The organism is Arthrobacter sp. NPDC058288 (assembly GCF_042880995.1).
In the GTDB taxonomy this organism is placed as follows: Bacteria; Actinomycetota; Actinomycetes; order Actinomycetales; family Micrococcaceae; genus Arthrobacter.
This window is the reverse complement of the sequence record NZ_JBHVYH010000004.1, coordinates 284611-299141: the sequence shown is the minus strand read 5'-3', so window position 1 is coordinate 299141 and position 14531 is coordinate 284611. Positions and strand designations below refer to the sequence as shown.

Here is a 14531-nt window from a genome sequence, read left to right as displayed (position 1 = left end):
TCGTGGCAGATGCATTGCTTCAGTTGGCGCGTGCCCTGACTGCCTCACAGGCGACGAGCATCGCCGCATCATTGGAAATCGACGGGCGGCTGGACCGAGCAGTATCATTCTTGCCGGTCTCCTCGCATGCCGCGGTCGAGCTGCTCGGAAGAGCGCTTTCGTTGCTCGGTGAACCAACATTGTTGGCATCGGTGCTTCGCGGATACGCAGCGGCAGCGGATCGGGCGCCCGCCCCGCCTCAAGCAGTGTGGAGTGGTCCGAGCTTCGCCGGCGACGGCGACCACACGACGGCAGCTGTCGCGCACCTGGTCGACGAAGCGAAGGAAGACGTTCTCGCCTCGACTTACTCAGCGTCGATCGGCTCGCCGTTCGTCGAGGCCCTATGGCGGGCAATCGCCAGGGGCGTGTCCGTAACGCTTGTTCTTGAGGGGTCAAAGATGGCCGAAACAGCCATCAAGCTCCAAGACAAGCTCCAGGGCGCGCGCTTCCTGAAGTATGTACCACCAAGTGGGCAATACGGACTTCAGCACTCAAAAGTCGTGATCGTAGACTCTGCCCTTGCTCTAGTGACGAGCGCAAACTTCAGCAGTGCAGCCGCTCACGGAAATCTTGAAACTGGCGTGCTCATCCGTGACCCCCTTTTTGCTTCGAAGCTCAGACAGCGCTTCGCCTCGCTAGCTAACTCAGGGTCGCTGGTTCATTTTTCGTCAAGCCCTTCCAAAGTTTGACGGGTGCCGCGGCGAGCAGCAATGTCTGAAGGCAAGTCGTCGCCGTAAATTTTGCGATATGCCGCCGGCGGATACAAACTTTCTGGCAATCGAAGTGCTACCAAGTTCGAATAAGGCACCCGGGGACCGATTCGATCTTCCACTCAGAGCAACGTGCCATTCAGCTGCGTCATTGGTGCCGCTTCAAAAGTAAGAGCGTCAAGCTTGCAGGACTTTTCGAGGTCTCCTTGGAGTCGGTAAAGCCCAGTCCCTTTTGGCGATCCGAATCCGTAAAGCCGGTAGAGGTGATAGAGCTCTGGAGATGAGTTGGAGACCCGTACCTCACCTCGCGTGACAAAGAAGGGCACATCAATTGCGTACTTGGTGGTCTTAACCTCGATCCACTTTTCTCGGCCCGCCGGGTCGAAGGAAAGCACGTCGTATCCAAGGCCATCCCCCTTCGTCTGGGCGACGTGATCAACTCGGTCCGCTAACTTTGTCCGACCAATACTGTGGAGATATGACTGCTCGCGCCTTGCCACAGCCAACTCGCCCGCCAGGCCGAGCGCTCTGTTGGCTGCTTCCAATGCAAGGTAGTTGCGCCTGAAGGGGCGCGCCACACTCTGGCCGTGCAGGAGATCCGTGATGATCTGAGGCGGCGCGCCGGCCTCCCGCACGATGTCTACAGGTCCCAGCGGAACACTGTCCGAAAGTGCAGCTTCAAGAACTGCATCCAGTGACTTGCGGCGGGTCAATTCGCCAAACACAGATTCCACCAAGCTGCGCTGATAGTTAGCCAGCGGAGACAAACCACGCAGATGTGGGTACCCCAGTCCAACCAAGACGGCACTGATATTGCTCATCTTGCGTTCAATGGAATTTACATTTCGCGACGTAAAGCGCGCCGACAGCTCTCGATAAATTGCTGCCTTGACGAAAGCCTTTCCCTGAACGTCCATCTCTAGCATGTCGAAATACTTCGTGACAGATGCATCAACTTCATCCACCGTCCACGGTTTTCCAGTCTCCCCCATCATCATGTGGCCAGGATATAGCAGACACGTTCTCACCAACCGGAATGGACAACATTATGCTTCGCGCTTCCCATGCAATTGAGTGGATTCTCAAGGGGCCGGTTGGGCATACGGCCTAATCAGCACGTGTCCGCACCCACAACCTCGAAGGCCTCCCCCGCGCCCCGTCGGACATATGCCCTGTCCCAACCAACTTCGGCTCCATAAACCGCCTGAACGTGTCCCGCATGAGCGGTTGCCCAGCCACCGCCTCATGCAACTCCCGAAGGTCCTTCAGCGTGAACGGCTCATCCAGCAGCGCGCCTGGATCCGGTGCCTCCGCATAAGCGGCCCGCAGCCACTCCACCGCCTTCGCCACGATGTCCGCATGGCCGTACGGCAGTCCGGCGATCAGCTCCGGTTCCGCGGTAACGGAAGCCAGCCTGACGCCGTCGGACCTTAACGCCTCCTCCAATGCCGCCAGCGGCACCACGTCCACGTGCGCCACCGACAACACCCAGCCGCGGTCATCGCGCCCCGGCTCGTCAAACACCTGCAGCTGCCGCGGCACCCGCCCCGAAATACCCGCCTTCTGGCGCAGGCAGCGCAGCACCGCGTCCGCCAGGGTCTCACGCTCGCGCAGGAACGTTCCCGGCAGGGCCCACTTTCCGTGCTGATGATCCTCCGCGCGGCGCACCAGCAGCACGCACACGCTCCCGTCCGCAACAGTCAGCACCGCCGTATCCACCGCCACAGACGGCCGCGGGTAGTCGAGCAGGGACGGCGCAGTGCTGTTCTTGGAATCCTTCACACCATCATTTATCGCAGTATTGCGCTAAAGACGCAAGCGGTGCATACTGAGATCAATTAGCGCAGAAATGCATTAAATCAACCGGAGGTTACCATGAAAGTCCCACAGCTCCACGTCGGCGCCGGCAGCAGGCTCGGCCCCCTCGGCGTCTTCCCCGTCTGGACCTCGGGCTCCGGCAGCCTCGGCATCAGCACCGGCACCCACGCCGACGTCGCCGTGACAGAACTCGCCGGCGGCGCCCAGGTGGCCCGCCTCACCGTCACCAACAACGGCCCGCACCCCGCGCTGCTGCTGGAAGGCGAGCTGCTGGAAGGTGGACAGCAGCACCGGACCTGTGCCCGCGACGTCGTCCTCGGACCGGGCGAAACGCGGGACATCGACACCTTCTGTGTCGAAGCCGGCCGCTGGGAAGCAGGTGAAAGCAGCCACCGCCGGCAGGCCCGGCGTGCCCCGCTCAACGTCTGGTCCGAGCTGGCCAACGGCCCCGGCGGGCAGCGCGGGGGCAACCGCCAGGGCCGCATCTGGGAGCGGGTCAGCCGCTTCGACAACGCCCGGGGCGCCTCCGTCACCAGCTCCCTCCTCCAGCACATGGACTGGTTCAAGGACGACAAGGAGGAGCGGAACCGCTTCAGCGCCGCGGACGCACCGAAACCGCTGGAAGGCCAGCGCGGCGTGGTGATCGGGCTCGGCCAGCAGCCGCTGCTCCTGGAGGTCTTCGGCACCAGCACGCTTTTCCTCCGCCACTACCGCCAGCTGATCGAGGCGGCCCTACTGGACCTCGAGCTCCTGCCGCCCAAGGCGCTGGCCTCCGGACCGATGCCCGGCCAGCGCGCCCGCGACTTCGCCGCCCACGTCCAGGCCATGGAATTCGGAACGTTCGACGACGGCACCGCGGCCGTGGAGGTCCGCGACCACGGCGCACTCCGCAGCCGCAACGTCTCACGTGCCGCCGGAGCCGTCACCGCCGCCGGCATCGCCGTCGCGCTCCCCCAGCGCCGCCCCCAGCTGGCCCACCTGACCGGCTGGAACACCCAACACCCCCTGATGGAGATGGCATGAAACTGAACCCCCTGCAGAATGACCGGGCGGCCGGCGTCCTCGTCGCCCTGGCCGCGGGCGACGCCCTCGGAGCCGGCTACGAGTTCGGCGCGCCGCTGCCGGACGGCGCCGAAGTGACCATGAAGGGCGGCGGCCCGTTCGGGTTCGCGCCGGCCGAGTGGACGGACGACACGTCCATGGCCATCCCGATCGCCCAGGCGCTGCTGGAGTCCGCCTCCGGCGCCGGGACTTCCTCCCCCGCGGCGCTGACCATGGTGGTCCGGGCCTGGACTTCCTGGGCGACGGAGGCGAAGGACGTGGGCGCGCAGACCATCTCAGTCATTGCGGCGGCCCGCCGGCTGGCTTCCGCTGCGGGGCGGAGCAAGGTTCACGCGGTCGACTTCAGCGCCGCCGCCGCGGACTTCCACGCCCGCACCGGCCGCAGCGCCGGCAACGGCTCGCTGATGCGCACGGCCCCGCTGGCCCTCGCATACCTGGACCGGGATCCGTCCGAACTGATGGCCGCCGCGGGCGTGATGAGCGCCCTGACCCACGCCGACCCCGACGCGCAGGAAGCCTGCGGCCTCTGGTGCGTTGCAATCCGGGACGCGATTTTGACTGGCAACCTCGATGTCCGGGCGGGCCTCCCACTGCTGCCCGCCGAGCGGGCTTCGGTGTGGCTGGAGCGGATCGATGTTGCGGAGCGTTCCCGTCCCCGCGACTTCACCCGCAACGGCTGGGTGGTGGAGGCGTTCCAGGGGGCGTGGAGCGCCATCCATTGCGCGGGCCTGTCGGCGTCCGGTCCGGCCCACCTGCGGGCAGCCTTGGAGGAGGCCGTGCGCGGCGGCCGGGACACCGACACCGTGGCCGCGATCGCCGGCGGACTGCTGGGCGCCGCCTACGGCTTCACCGCGGTACCGTGCGAATGGCGGCGGCGCCTGCACGGCTGGCCGGGTTTGCGTGCCCGCGACCTGATGACCCTCGGCATGGAGCTGGGCCGCGGCGAGGGCCGCCGGCCCGGGTCCTGGCCGCGCGCCGAGCGCCACGACTACAGCATGTGGAGCCGCACCGATGCGCTGGTCCGGCACCCGCACGATGACGGCGTGTGGCTGGGCGGGGTCGGCTCCCTTGCGCGGGTGCGTGAGCTGGGGATCGATGCGGTGGTGTCATTGTGCCGGCTGGGGACGATGGATGTTCCTGCCGTAGCGGCGGAAAACCACGCCACGTTCTGGGCGGTCGATTCTCCTGTGGAAGGTGACAACGCGCATGCCGGCTTCGTGCTCCGGGAGGCGGCGGCCGCCGCCGAGCGTTACCGCTTGGAGGGGAAAACGGTGCTGCTGCACTGCGTGCGGGCGGAGTCCCGGACACCCACCGTGGCTGCGCTTTACGGGGCTTCGGTTGCCGGAGTGTCTCCTATGGAGGCGCTGGAGGATGCGCGACGGGTGCTGCCCGAGGCGCGGCCAAATCCTCTGTTTTTGGGGGTGCTCGGGGACAGTTGAAGGCCCGGGCGGATGTTGTCCGGCCGTACGATTAGCCTTCTGCGGGTGTCAACTTCCCATATCTTTGAGCCCCATAAGAGTTATGGGAAGTCTTCACATCAGGGTCATCGAGCCTCACCTAAATGCTTGAGGCAGACGGTTAGTCTCGCAGTATGCGTGCAATGGAACCTGGAAAAATCACATCCTCGGTAGAGGCATTCCTGCGCACATCCAATGGACTGTCAGCTGGGGAGTATCGCCGCGAACGGAGCTGGGACTTTTGTTTCAACTACTTCCAAGACAACTCCGCACCCACACGAAGCATGGAGCTTAGCTGCCTCCAGCTTGGCTACTACCTCGCGAGTTGGGGCATGCTGCGAGGTTCGTCTTACCTATTTCGCGAAACCAACGCCCGCCATTATCAGGCGACCGTAGAGGTCATTGAAGCGTACAACCCGGAGATGCGCGAGCTGAACGACCAACCGTTGTTCGAGCCTCTCGCCCAAAAGCTGATTCTTGCCGCTTATGCCGATCTGCGAAAGACCATACTGCCAAAAGGCGGAACCTCCCTGACCCTTGTCACCAAGATCATGATGGGCGTTTGGGGGGCGGTTCCGTCTTTTGACACCTACTTCATCAAAGGCTTCCGGTCACTTGCTGAGGGGACGGAAAAGACGGCTTTCAACAAAATTGAAAGCCGTTCACTCTCATTGCTTGAGGATTTCTACGGGCAAAACAAAATGGAGATCGACAATTTGGCCCTGCACTACAAGACTCTGGACTTCGCAACAGGCCAGCTCACCGACCGACCGCTCACCCGTGCCAAGATCATCGACATGTACGGATTCACCTTGGGCTACACCGCTTAGGCTGCTGAAGATTAAATGAAAACCGCCACTGATACTCACCCTCACCTCATCAAATAGAAAGCTGAGCTGTGTTCAATTACCCCGTCATCGAGGAGCGCTGCTCCTGCGGCGCGAGCACTCAGACCGTCGGAACCAAGCCTTCTGCGAGTTGGCTATTCGACCGTTGGCGTGCGGACCACGTATGTCCTCCCAAACCGCCCGCAGACCCGCGAACGGCTTTGATCCGTCCACTTGCGGAGGCATGGAGGGATGACCACGAGGTCGAACCAGGGGGACCGAGCGCAAGGACTCTCCTATTCAGGCAGTGGCCCGCCTTGGCATCAGCGATCTTGCTTCTTGTCGATGCCACTGTCCCTGCTGTGCCGGGAGAGCAGCGAGGGCGCAGGGTCGTCAGCACGCGAAGCATGAAGATCCTGAACATCGATGCCATCAGTACGCGTCAATCGGCTCTCGCTCTGCCGTACGAGACGGACGAGCATGTTCAGAGCGCTTGGGAGTACATATTCCGACGAAATTGCGTCGACGTCAGGCCCGAGCCGAATGTGAATAATCAGGACCGGGCAATGCTTGAATACTGCGCCGAGGCCTTCCGAAAAGGCGACGAACTCCATATCCCCGGCGCCGATCAAACTCGCCGTCTGATCGGAAGTATTCGTCAAAGCGAGATGAGTCATGACATCCGAGAACTCTTTGATCCGGCCATCTGAAACATCGAGGTTCTGGCGTCAGAAGGCCTAACCACAGACAGGAAACAACCCCGTTTTCGTGTCGCCACGGCAAGGCCAGCAGCGCTTCCCGCTAACGTTGGAACAGCGCAAACCGGACAGCCGGTTCAACAGTGTGGGGGCAACAATGAGGTGCATACCGGAGGAACCGGAATTCGGCGAGGGGCAGTTGGCAGAAAAGGCCGTCTGGGACGCACTGAAGAAAAGCCTTCCTGATGACGTTGTCTTGGCCCATTCCGTACAAATACGCGACGGCCGGAAAGAATACGAAATCGACGTCCTCGTCCTCTGGCCCGGAGTGGGCATGGCGGCCATCGAGGTCAAAGGCGGCCAGGTCACCATCGCCGACGGCCAGTGGTACCAATCGGACCGGAACAACAAGCGCAAGATACTGAGCCCGGTGGCGCAGTCGCAAAGCTCGCTGCATGCTCTCAAGAACTGGCTCGAGGACCAGCTCGGTTCGCGCCTCAGCAGCCGCTGCGCCTACATGGTCGGCCTGCCCTACACCAGTGTGCCGGGTGACTGGGCCATGGCCGGTTGCCCCCGCTCGCTCATCCTGGACCAGACCGACAGCCAGTCCCCCGCCGAGCTTGTCCGCCGGGCGATAGAAAACGAAGGTGGCGGGGCCTCCCCACTGGCTTCGGTCTTCCGTGAGCGCATCGTCCGCAAGCTGAGCGGAAACCTGGACGCCGCCGTCGGGCCCTCCGGCAATCCCCAGGAGGATGAAGACGCCCAGGACCACCTCACGGAGCGTCAGGCCGTCCTGCTGCAAGCAACCCGTTCACTCCCCCGGATCCGGTTCACCGGCGGTGCCGGCAGCGGGAAGACCTGGCTGGCCGTGGAGAAGGCGCGCCTGCTCAGCAGGCAGGGCAAACGCGTCGGCCTCTTCTGCTACAACAAGGGGCTCGGGCAGTACCTGCAGGACCGTGTTTCCACTTGGCGCCAGGCCAAGCCCGTGTTCACCGGCGAGTTCCACGAATACGTGCGCGGGCTGGGGGTTCCGGACGGATCAGGGCAGGAGTACTTCGATGTGGAGATGCCCCGCTTGCTGAAGGAGCTGGCGGCAACCATGGAGCCGCACGAGCGGCTGGATGCCGTCGTCGTCGACGAAGCCCAGGACTTCGCCCCGCTGTGGTGGGACGCGCTGCTCGCCTGCACAAAGGACCCCGACGGCGGCCAGGTGTACGCCTTCATGGACGACCGCCAGGACGTCTACCGCCGGTGGGGCGGCGCGACGGCGGATCGCACCTCCGGCCCGATGGCCGCCTTGGTGCCCATCCACATTGATGAGAACCTCCGCAACACCCGAAAGATCGCCGAAACGTTCAGACCCTTTGCCGGCGAGCACTTCACTCCCCGCGGCAGCACAGGTTTGCCGGTGCGTTTCGTGGACTGCCCTACCGACGATGCCCTCGACGTCGCCGGAGACTGCGTGGACGCCCTCATCGCCGAAGGCTGGGCCAACAACCAGATTGCCCTCCTCACCACCAAGGAGCGGCACCCAGTCCATCTGGACTTCTTCGAGCGCGGCGCCACCGAGGACTACTGGCGCGAATTCCACGCCGGTGAAGCCGAATTCTACGGCCACGTTCTGGGCTTCAAGGGGCTGGAACGGTCCGTGGTGGTGCTGTGCGTCAACGGCTTCAAGGACATGGACCGGGCCGCCGAACAGCTCTACGTCGGGCTGTCCCGGGCAAGGAGCCTGCTGGTGGTCGTCGGCGACTCGGGCTTGCTTGAGGAGGCCGGCGGCCGGGAGCTGAAGGTGGCGTTGTCACGTGCGCAGGCGTGGAATCCACCGAACCTCGTTTTAGGGTGAAAGCCGGTCCTGACCGGGCGATAACGTCAGACCGGAGAGAGGCCGGGCCCTATTTGTCGGCGAGGCAGCTAACGCCAGTCCTAGCAGTTCAAACAAGCAGGAACAACGGCCCGACGCCCATGGAGAACTCTGCAACGTTCATTGACCAGTCGCTGCTCCGTGGCAGCAAACGCGTCACACCGTTCTTTGTCAGACCCTGCCCATATGATCTAGGAACTGTCGCTCCAACACGTCCCGGGGGATGATGTGAACGTTTTGTTTGGCCTGTACTTGGACCGCGCTCCATGGACCTATCGTGATTTCGCACTCGGCACGGTCCGGCTCGGTCCCCTGGGGTTGGCGCAGCTCCTGCAGACCCGCCTCGGACTCACCGGACCCGACGCGCGGCATTCCACTAGGATCAGGCAGTACATGGCTCGGCTCGCGGAGCAGGACAGCCCGGAGGCCTGGTTCCACGGTTCCTTCTCTGTCGATCCGTGGTCCACGGCCATCGACCTGTTGAACATGCGCGACGAACTTGTCGTCAACGGATGGTCGGGCCTCGCCCCTGAAGGGTCCACCCCCACGCTGAAGGCCCTCTCTGCCTTGGAACAGAGCAGACTCCCCCTCGACCGGGCGTTCGCCGACTTCCCGCTTGAGCTCATCCATGAGCTCGAGAGCGAAGCCACAGCCCACTGGCCGCTCGGAATCTCGCAGTTTGAGCTCCAGCACCCCCGTGGCTCGTTCCCCGCAATCTGGAACCGCCTCATCGGCGCGCTGGAGCGCCGCGGCGTGACGGTCCTGGAGCCGTCCGTCCCGACGGAACCCGTGGGCGAAGTGACCGCTCTTGTCGCCAGGACCGAATGGGAAGCAGCGGAGCACACGGCCCGTTGGCTCGCGTCCGCCGGTACCACCGAAGGCGAACACGCGACGGATCGCTCCGCCGTCGTCGCCTCCACGAGCACCGCGCTGCTGGACCAGGAGCTGCAGCGCCGCCGACTGCCACGGATCGGTGTCAGCAGCCGTTCCCGGTGGCGGGCCATGGACCAGATCATTCCCCTCTTCTTCACCGTCATCTGGGGACCAGTGGACGTTCAACTGCTGGGCGAGTTCCTCAACCTCCCCGTCAGCCCCGTCCGGCGGGCAGCGGCCAGGCACCTGCTGCACGCGCTGTCCCAGCAGCCGGGGACCGGCGGTGACGAATGGCTCGCGGCGATCCAAAAGATCAGCGACGACGAGACCCTCGGCCCCCTCGTAGCGGCAGAGCTGGACCAGCTTCTTGGCACCGGGCTGTTGACCGACGACGGAACTGTCACCGGCGCCGCCGTCGTCGAACGCGCACAGTGGCTGCGCACCCAGCTCAGCCGCCGCGTGCAGCTCTACCCGCAACTCGAATCCGTCCTCAGCCAGCTCAATGAATTCACGGCCCTGATCGACGGTCCGGAACCGGTAACCCGCAAAACCATCGCACGGATCCTGGAATCCGTCATTCCCGCCAGGGCCAGCCCCCTGGCCGGCGGCGAGGCGGCGCCGTGGGTCACCTTACGCAGCCTCGGTGAACTGTGCGACGACGTCGACACGCTCGTCTGGTGGGGGTGCCAGGATGACGGCCAGGCCCGGTCCCGTCACTGGGACGACGCCGAACGCCAGGCCCTGCTCGGCGCCGGCGTCGTCCTGCCTGATCCTGCTGCCCTGGCAGAGCTGGAACTCTCAGTGGCGGTGAACGCCGCACGGCACTGCCGGCGGCTGCTGCTGGTGCGCGCCGCGGAGATCAGCGGGGAGCCCACCAAGGCCCACCCGGTGCTGTCCTCACTGGCCTTCAGCACCCTCCCGACGCCTCTACCGGGAACCCCGGAGGAGAACAAGAAGGCGGTGGAACACGCCATTTCGGCCTTCAGCACCACCCCAGCCGAGCTGGTGCGCGACGGTGTCTGGCGCCTCGCGGGCCGAACCGCCGCGTTGACACCAGTGCAGCCCGCCAAGACTAGGCCGGTGCCGGCATCCCATGAGCTGGGTCCCCGGCCGGAGTTCATGCCGGACAAGCTCTCCTACTCGCAGCTCAGCACGTTGATTGGCTGCTCGATGAAGTGGGTTCTGGAGAAGAAGGGCCGGCTGAAGGTAGGCGACGCGCAGTCCGTGCCCACCGGTAACACCATGATCGGCACCCTGGTCCACCGAGTCGTCGAAGAACTCTTCGGCGACCTCTACGCCGCGAACCGCGCCGTGCCCCAGCCGGCGGAAGTCCAGGCCAAACTGGACCAACTCGTGCCGCACTACGCCTCGGAGCTACTCCTGCCCGGCCACGGCAGCAAACTCGCCGGCCTCCGGCCCGTCATCGAGAACTCGGTCATCAAGCTTTTCCAGACCCTGCAGACGCAAGGGGTCTACATCCGCGCCACTGAGCACGAGTTCAGCAAGCCGGCCCTGTTCAACGTCAACGGGACGCGGATCGAAGTCAAGGTCTCCGGCTACATCGATGTCCTGGCCGCGGACCAGCAAGCCGAACCCGTCGTGATCGACCTCAAGTGGACCAACCGTTCGAAGTACCGCCGCGAAGAAATCACCCAGGGGGACGCCATGCAGCTTGCCCTCTACCACTGGGCCCTGGACGACGGTCCCGACCCCATGTCCACCGTCGCCGAAGACGCGGCGATGTCCTACTACATGCTCAAGCAGGGCGAGTTCGCCTCGACCAGCACCCTCTTCGGCCCGGCCCTGGCCAGCCCCGCATCCAGCCGGAGCACCTGGCGGCGTTCGGTCCGCGCCGCCGAATTCTCCATCTCGGAAGTGGTCGGCGGCCGCGTCCTGGCGGCCGGACGTCAGGAACTGGGCTCGTCCGCCGAGCAACGGGACACGGCAACGGCAGACGACCGGCTTTACCAGAAGCCGCCCTGCAACTTCTGCGACTTCTCCGCACTCTGCGGCCTCAAGGGGGACCTGTCATGAACCACGCCCTGAACAACGTCAGCATGATCACGGCCAGCGCCGGCACCGGCAAGACCCACAGCCTGATGGGCGAGATTGCCCGGGCCATCAACAACGGGACGAAGCCCAGCCAGATCCTGGCCACCACCTTCACTAAGAAGGCCGCCGCCGAACTGATCGACCGGGTCCAAGCCGAACTCTTCGGCCAGGAACGCCCCTACGCCGCACGCCAAATGTCCGTCAGCATGGTGGGCACCGTCAACAGCGTCTGCGGCCGGCTGCTCCGGGAATACGCGGTCGACGCCAGGCTGTCGCCGGCCCTGCAGGTTATCGCCGAAGACGAACAGTTCCGGATCTTCCAGCTCGCCACGGACGCCGTGTTCGCAGAGTTCACTCCGCGGATCCAGCCTCTCGCCCGCCGGCTGGGACACGACGGCGAAGCCGACATCCGGGGCACCGACCCCGACTGGCGCAAGGTCGTCCGGGACATCACGGATGCCGCCCGCAGCAACAGGATTGCCCCCTCGGCGCTGACGCACTCCGCCGCGGCGTCATGGCAGGGACTACATCAGGTCTTGGGTCCGGCCGGTCTCGACGACCGCGCAATTTGGTTCAACCAGCTCCTCCAGGGGCTCATGAGCCTTCGCGGGCTGGCTGCGGAGATCGCCGAATCCGGCAAGACTCCACCAAAGAACCTCCTGGCCTCGATCGCCCTGCTGGAGCCGGTCCTGACCCATGCCTCGCCAGAGGATGCTCCTTGGCGTTTCTGGATCGAGGCGGCCGGCGTCCCCAACGCACAGGCCAAACGGCACCTGGAGAGCTACATTTCTGCGGTCGACGTCGATCTGGCCCCCAACCCGGCCTTCCAGACCGAGCTGCGGGAGTTCACCGAATTGGTGTTTGCCTGCGCCGCTGCCTGCCTGGACCGGTTCGCGGACTTCAAGCGGCAGTACGGACTCATCGACTTTGTCGACCAGGAAACGCTGGTGCTGGACCTGCTGGAGAACAACCAAGGTTTCCGCGACTCCATCACCGGACGCATCAAGTTCATGGTGGTGGATGAGTTCCAGGACACGAGCCCGCTGCAGCTCCAGCTGTTCACCAAGTTCGCCGAGCTGGTGCACAAGGTGGTCTGGGTAGGCGACTCGAAGCAGGCCATCTACGAATTTCGGGGCACTGATCCGGAGCTGATGAAAGCCGTGGCCGCCCGGGTTGAGAGCAAGACCCAGCTTCATGATTCCTGGCGGTCCAAGGAAGCCGTCATCGACCTCTCCAACGCGATCAGCCTCGCCATGTTCCCGGAGCTCGGCGAGGACGAAGTCCGTCTGACGGTCCCCGAAGCCCGCCGCGATGAGTCCCATCCCAAGAACGCCCTGGGCGGCGCCCGGGAGGCGTGGACCCTAGCAGCGAAAACCGTACTGGAGCAGCGGCGGGCCGTCGCCGCCGGCGTCGTGGATCTCATCCAGCGCCGGGGATTCAAGGGGTCCGACGTCGCGGTCCTCGCGCGGACGAATGTAGACGTGGCTGCCATCGCCGGAGAACTGGCGGCGCTAGGTGTTAAGGCAACCACCAACACCTCCTCGTTGTTCGCCGCACGAGAAATCCAGCTGGTCCGCGCCGGGATGGCCTTCGTCGCGTCCGACGACGACACCGTGGCCCTGGCTGAGCTGGCACACCTGCATCCTGATCATCCCCAGTTCGGCCGGTGGGTCCCGGCCCTGTTCGACGCCGAGGAGCCGACAGCAGAGCTCCAGCGCTGGGCAAGCGACCCGCTGGTGTCCGGCTTGGTAGAGCTCCGCCACTTGGCCAAGCTGTGCACGCCGACCGAGATCATGGAAGAGGTCACAGCGCGCCTCGGGCTGGCCCGCCTCATCAAGACGTGGAGCAACCCCGGAACCCGGCTCAAGAATCTGGACGCGCTGCGCTCGCTGCTGGAGCAGTACTACGAATCGTGTGCCGCACTCAGCAAGCCCGTGACGCTGAGCGGCTCGCTCAATTTCCTCGCAGACGCCGACAGCACCGGCAGCGAGAACTTCGGCGACGACGTCGTGAACGTACTGACCTACCACAAGGCCAAGGGGCTGGAGTGGCCGGCCGTCGTGCTGGCGAGCCTCGACACCGATATCACCGCGAAGCTGTGGGACGTGGCTGTCGAGGGAGTCGATGAGATCGACGTCAGCAACCCTCTCGCAGGACGTTGGATTCGATTCTGGCCGTGGCCCTTCGGTAAAAAGGGGTTCAAGCCGCTGTCCGGAGTGGCCGACTCCTCGGCTGTCGCGCAGCGGGTCCTGGCACGGCGCCAGGCCGACTCGGCGCGGGTGCTGTACGTGGGCCTCACGCGCTCCGTCAGCGTGACCTGCCTGGCGGCCGCCAAAGCCGCGCCGGCTTCGCTGAACTCGCTCGGAACCGGCCCGATTGTGGAGTGGACTGAGGGAGCCGGGAACCAAGGAACCTTGACCGTCCAAGGGCGCTACGGCGAGCACACTCTCACCGTGGAGGCGTTCAGCTACGAGCCCGCGGATGGACCAGCCGATGCCGGTGACGACGCCAAGGTCGAGCACGAGGACGGCTTCGCCGTCGACGCGCGGGCTTCGTATAAACCTGCCAGGGTAACCGCCAGTTCCCTGGCGAGCTTCGGCTTCGCAGCCGACGTCACCGAGGCGGCCGCCCTTGGCCCGCAGCTGATCCCCCACGGCGCCTCCAACTGGGATCACGTGGGCTCCGCCATTCACGGATACTTTGCTCTGCCTCTCGGCGACATGGATGCCTCCGTACGACTCAGCGCCGCGCAGCGGCTCCTGGACCGCTGGGGCGCGTCCGCCGCCGTCGAGCCGGGTGTCGTGGTGGAGGCCGGTGAACGGATGCTCGCCTTCCTGCACCAGCACTACCCGGGCGCGAAGCTCACAACCGAGCAGTCGGTTGCCTGGCGGAATGCTGACAACCAGCTCATGGAGGGGTGGATCGACCTCCTGCTGGAGACGACAGCCGGCTATGTCCTCGTGGACCACAAGTCCTACCCCGGCAAGGATCCTGTCGGTCACATCAAGGACAAATACATCGGCCAGATGCGGGGGTATGCCGAAGCGATTGAGTCCATCACGGGGCGGCCCGTTGTCGAAACCCTGATCCACATGCCGGCACTTGGGAAGGTGTTCCGGATCAGCTAGGGC

At 64.6% G+C, this 14531-nt stretch carries 10 protein-coding genes; 8 read left to right on the top strand and 2 right to left on the bottom strand.

Annotated elements, in window-relative coordinates:
- Window positions 1-2: 2 nt before the first annotated feature.
- The gene (gene drmC / locus ACFVWT_RS14015) at window positions 3-728 is read left to right on the top strand and encodes a DISARM system phospholipase D-like protein DrmC (protein ID WP_390248705.1); all 726 of its coding nucleotides are present in this window, start codon (window positions 3-5) and stop codon (window positions 726-728) included.
- A 143-nt stretch (window positions 729-871) separates the two neighbouring features.
- Here the strand turns inward: drmC and ACFVWT_RS14010 are convergent, their stop codons facing one another.
- Together ACFVWT_RS14010 and ACFVWT_RS14005 are read right to left on the bottom strand one after the other, a co-directional pair.
- Complete coding sequence (locus tag ACFVWT_RS14010; RefSeq protein WP_390248703.1) at window positions 872-1747, bottom strand: DUF3883 domain-containing protein; 876 nt, start codon at window positions 1745-1747, stop codon at window positions 872-874.
- Between the two features lie 109 nt (window positions 1748-1856).
- A complete protein-coding gene (locus tag ACFVWT_RS14005) occupies window positions 1857-2531 on the bottom strand; it encodes an NUDIX domain-containing protein (protein WP_390248701.1) in 675 nt (224 codons plus the stop codon).
- A 93-nt stretch (window positions 2532-2624) separates the two neighbouring features.
- On the opposite strand from ACFVWT_RS14005, the gene ACFVWT_RS14000 reads away from it, so the two are divergent.
- The 7 genes from ACFVWT_RS14000 to ACFVWT_RS13970 all read left to right on the top strand — a co-directional run bounded on the left by ACFVWT_RS14000 (window position 2625) and on the right by ACFVWT_RS13970 (window position 14528).
- Window positions 2625-3590 carry an ARPP-1 family domain-containing protein gene (locus tag ACFVWT_RS14000; protein WP_390248699.1) on the top strand — a complete coding sequence of 322 codons (966 nt, stop codon included), beginning with the start codon at window positions 2625-2627 and terminating at the stop codon, window positions 3588-3590.
- Entirely contained in the window at window positions 3587-5068 is a 1482-nt protein-coding gene (locus ACFVWT_RS13995; RefSeq protein WP_390248697.1) for an ADP-ribosylglycohydrolase family protein, read from the top strand. Before ACFVWT_RS14000 ends, ACFVWT_RS13995 begins: the two co-directional genes overlap by 4 nt.
- Window positions 5069-5220: 152 nt before the next feature.
- Complete coding sequence (locus ACFVWT_RS13990) at window positions 5221-5916, top strand: hypothetical protein (protein WP_390248695.1); 696 nt, start codon at window positions 5221-5223, stop codon at window positions 5914-5916.
- Between the two features lie 404 nt (window positions 5917-6320).
- Entirely contained in the window at window positions 6321-6623 is a 303-nt protein-coding gene (locus ACFVWT_RS13985) for a hypothetical protein (RefSeq protein WP_390248693.1), read from the top strand.
- Window positions 6624-6768: 145 nt separating this feature from the next.
- Window positions 6769-8457: an NERD domain-containing protein gene (locus ACFVWT_RS13980; protein ID WP_390248691.1), complete on the top strand. Its 1689-nt coding sequence runs from the start codon at window positions 6769-6771 to the stop codon at window positions 8455-8457.
- Between the two features lie 246 nt (window positions 8458-8703).
- Window positions 8704-11382, top strand: coding sequence for a RecB family exonuclease (locus ACFVWT_RS13975; protein ID WP_390248689.1), 2679 nt, complete (start codon window positions 8704-8706; stop codon window positions 11380-11382).
- A complete protein-coding gene (locus ACFVWT_RS13970; RefSeq protein ID WP_390248687.1) occupies window positions 11379-14528 on the top strand; it encodes a UvrD-helicase domain-containing protein in 3150 nt (1049 codons plus the stop codon). The genes ACFVWT_RS13975 and ACFVWT_RS13970 overlap by 4 nt, the downstream gene beginning before the upstream one ends.
- Window positions 14529-14531 lie beyond the last annotated feature (3 nt).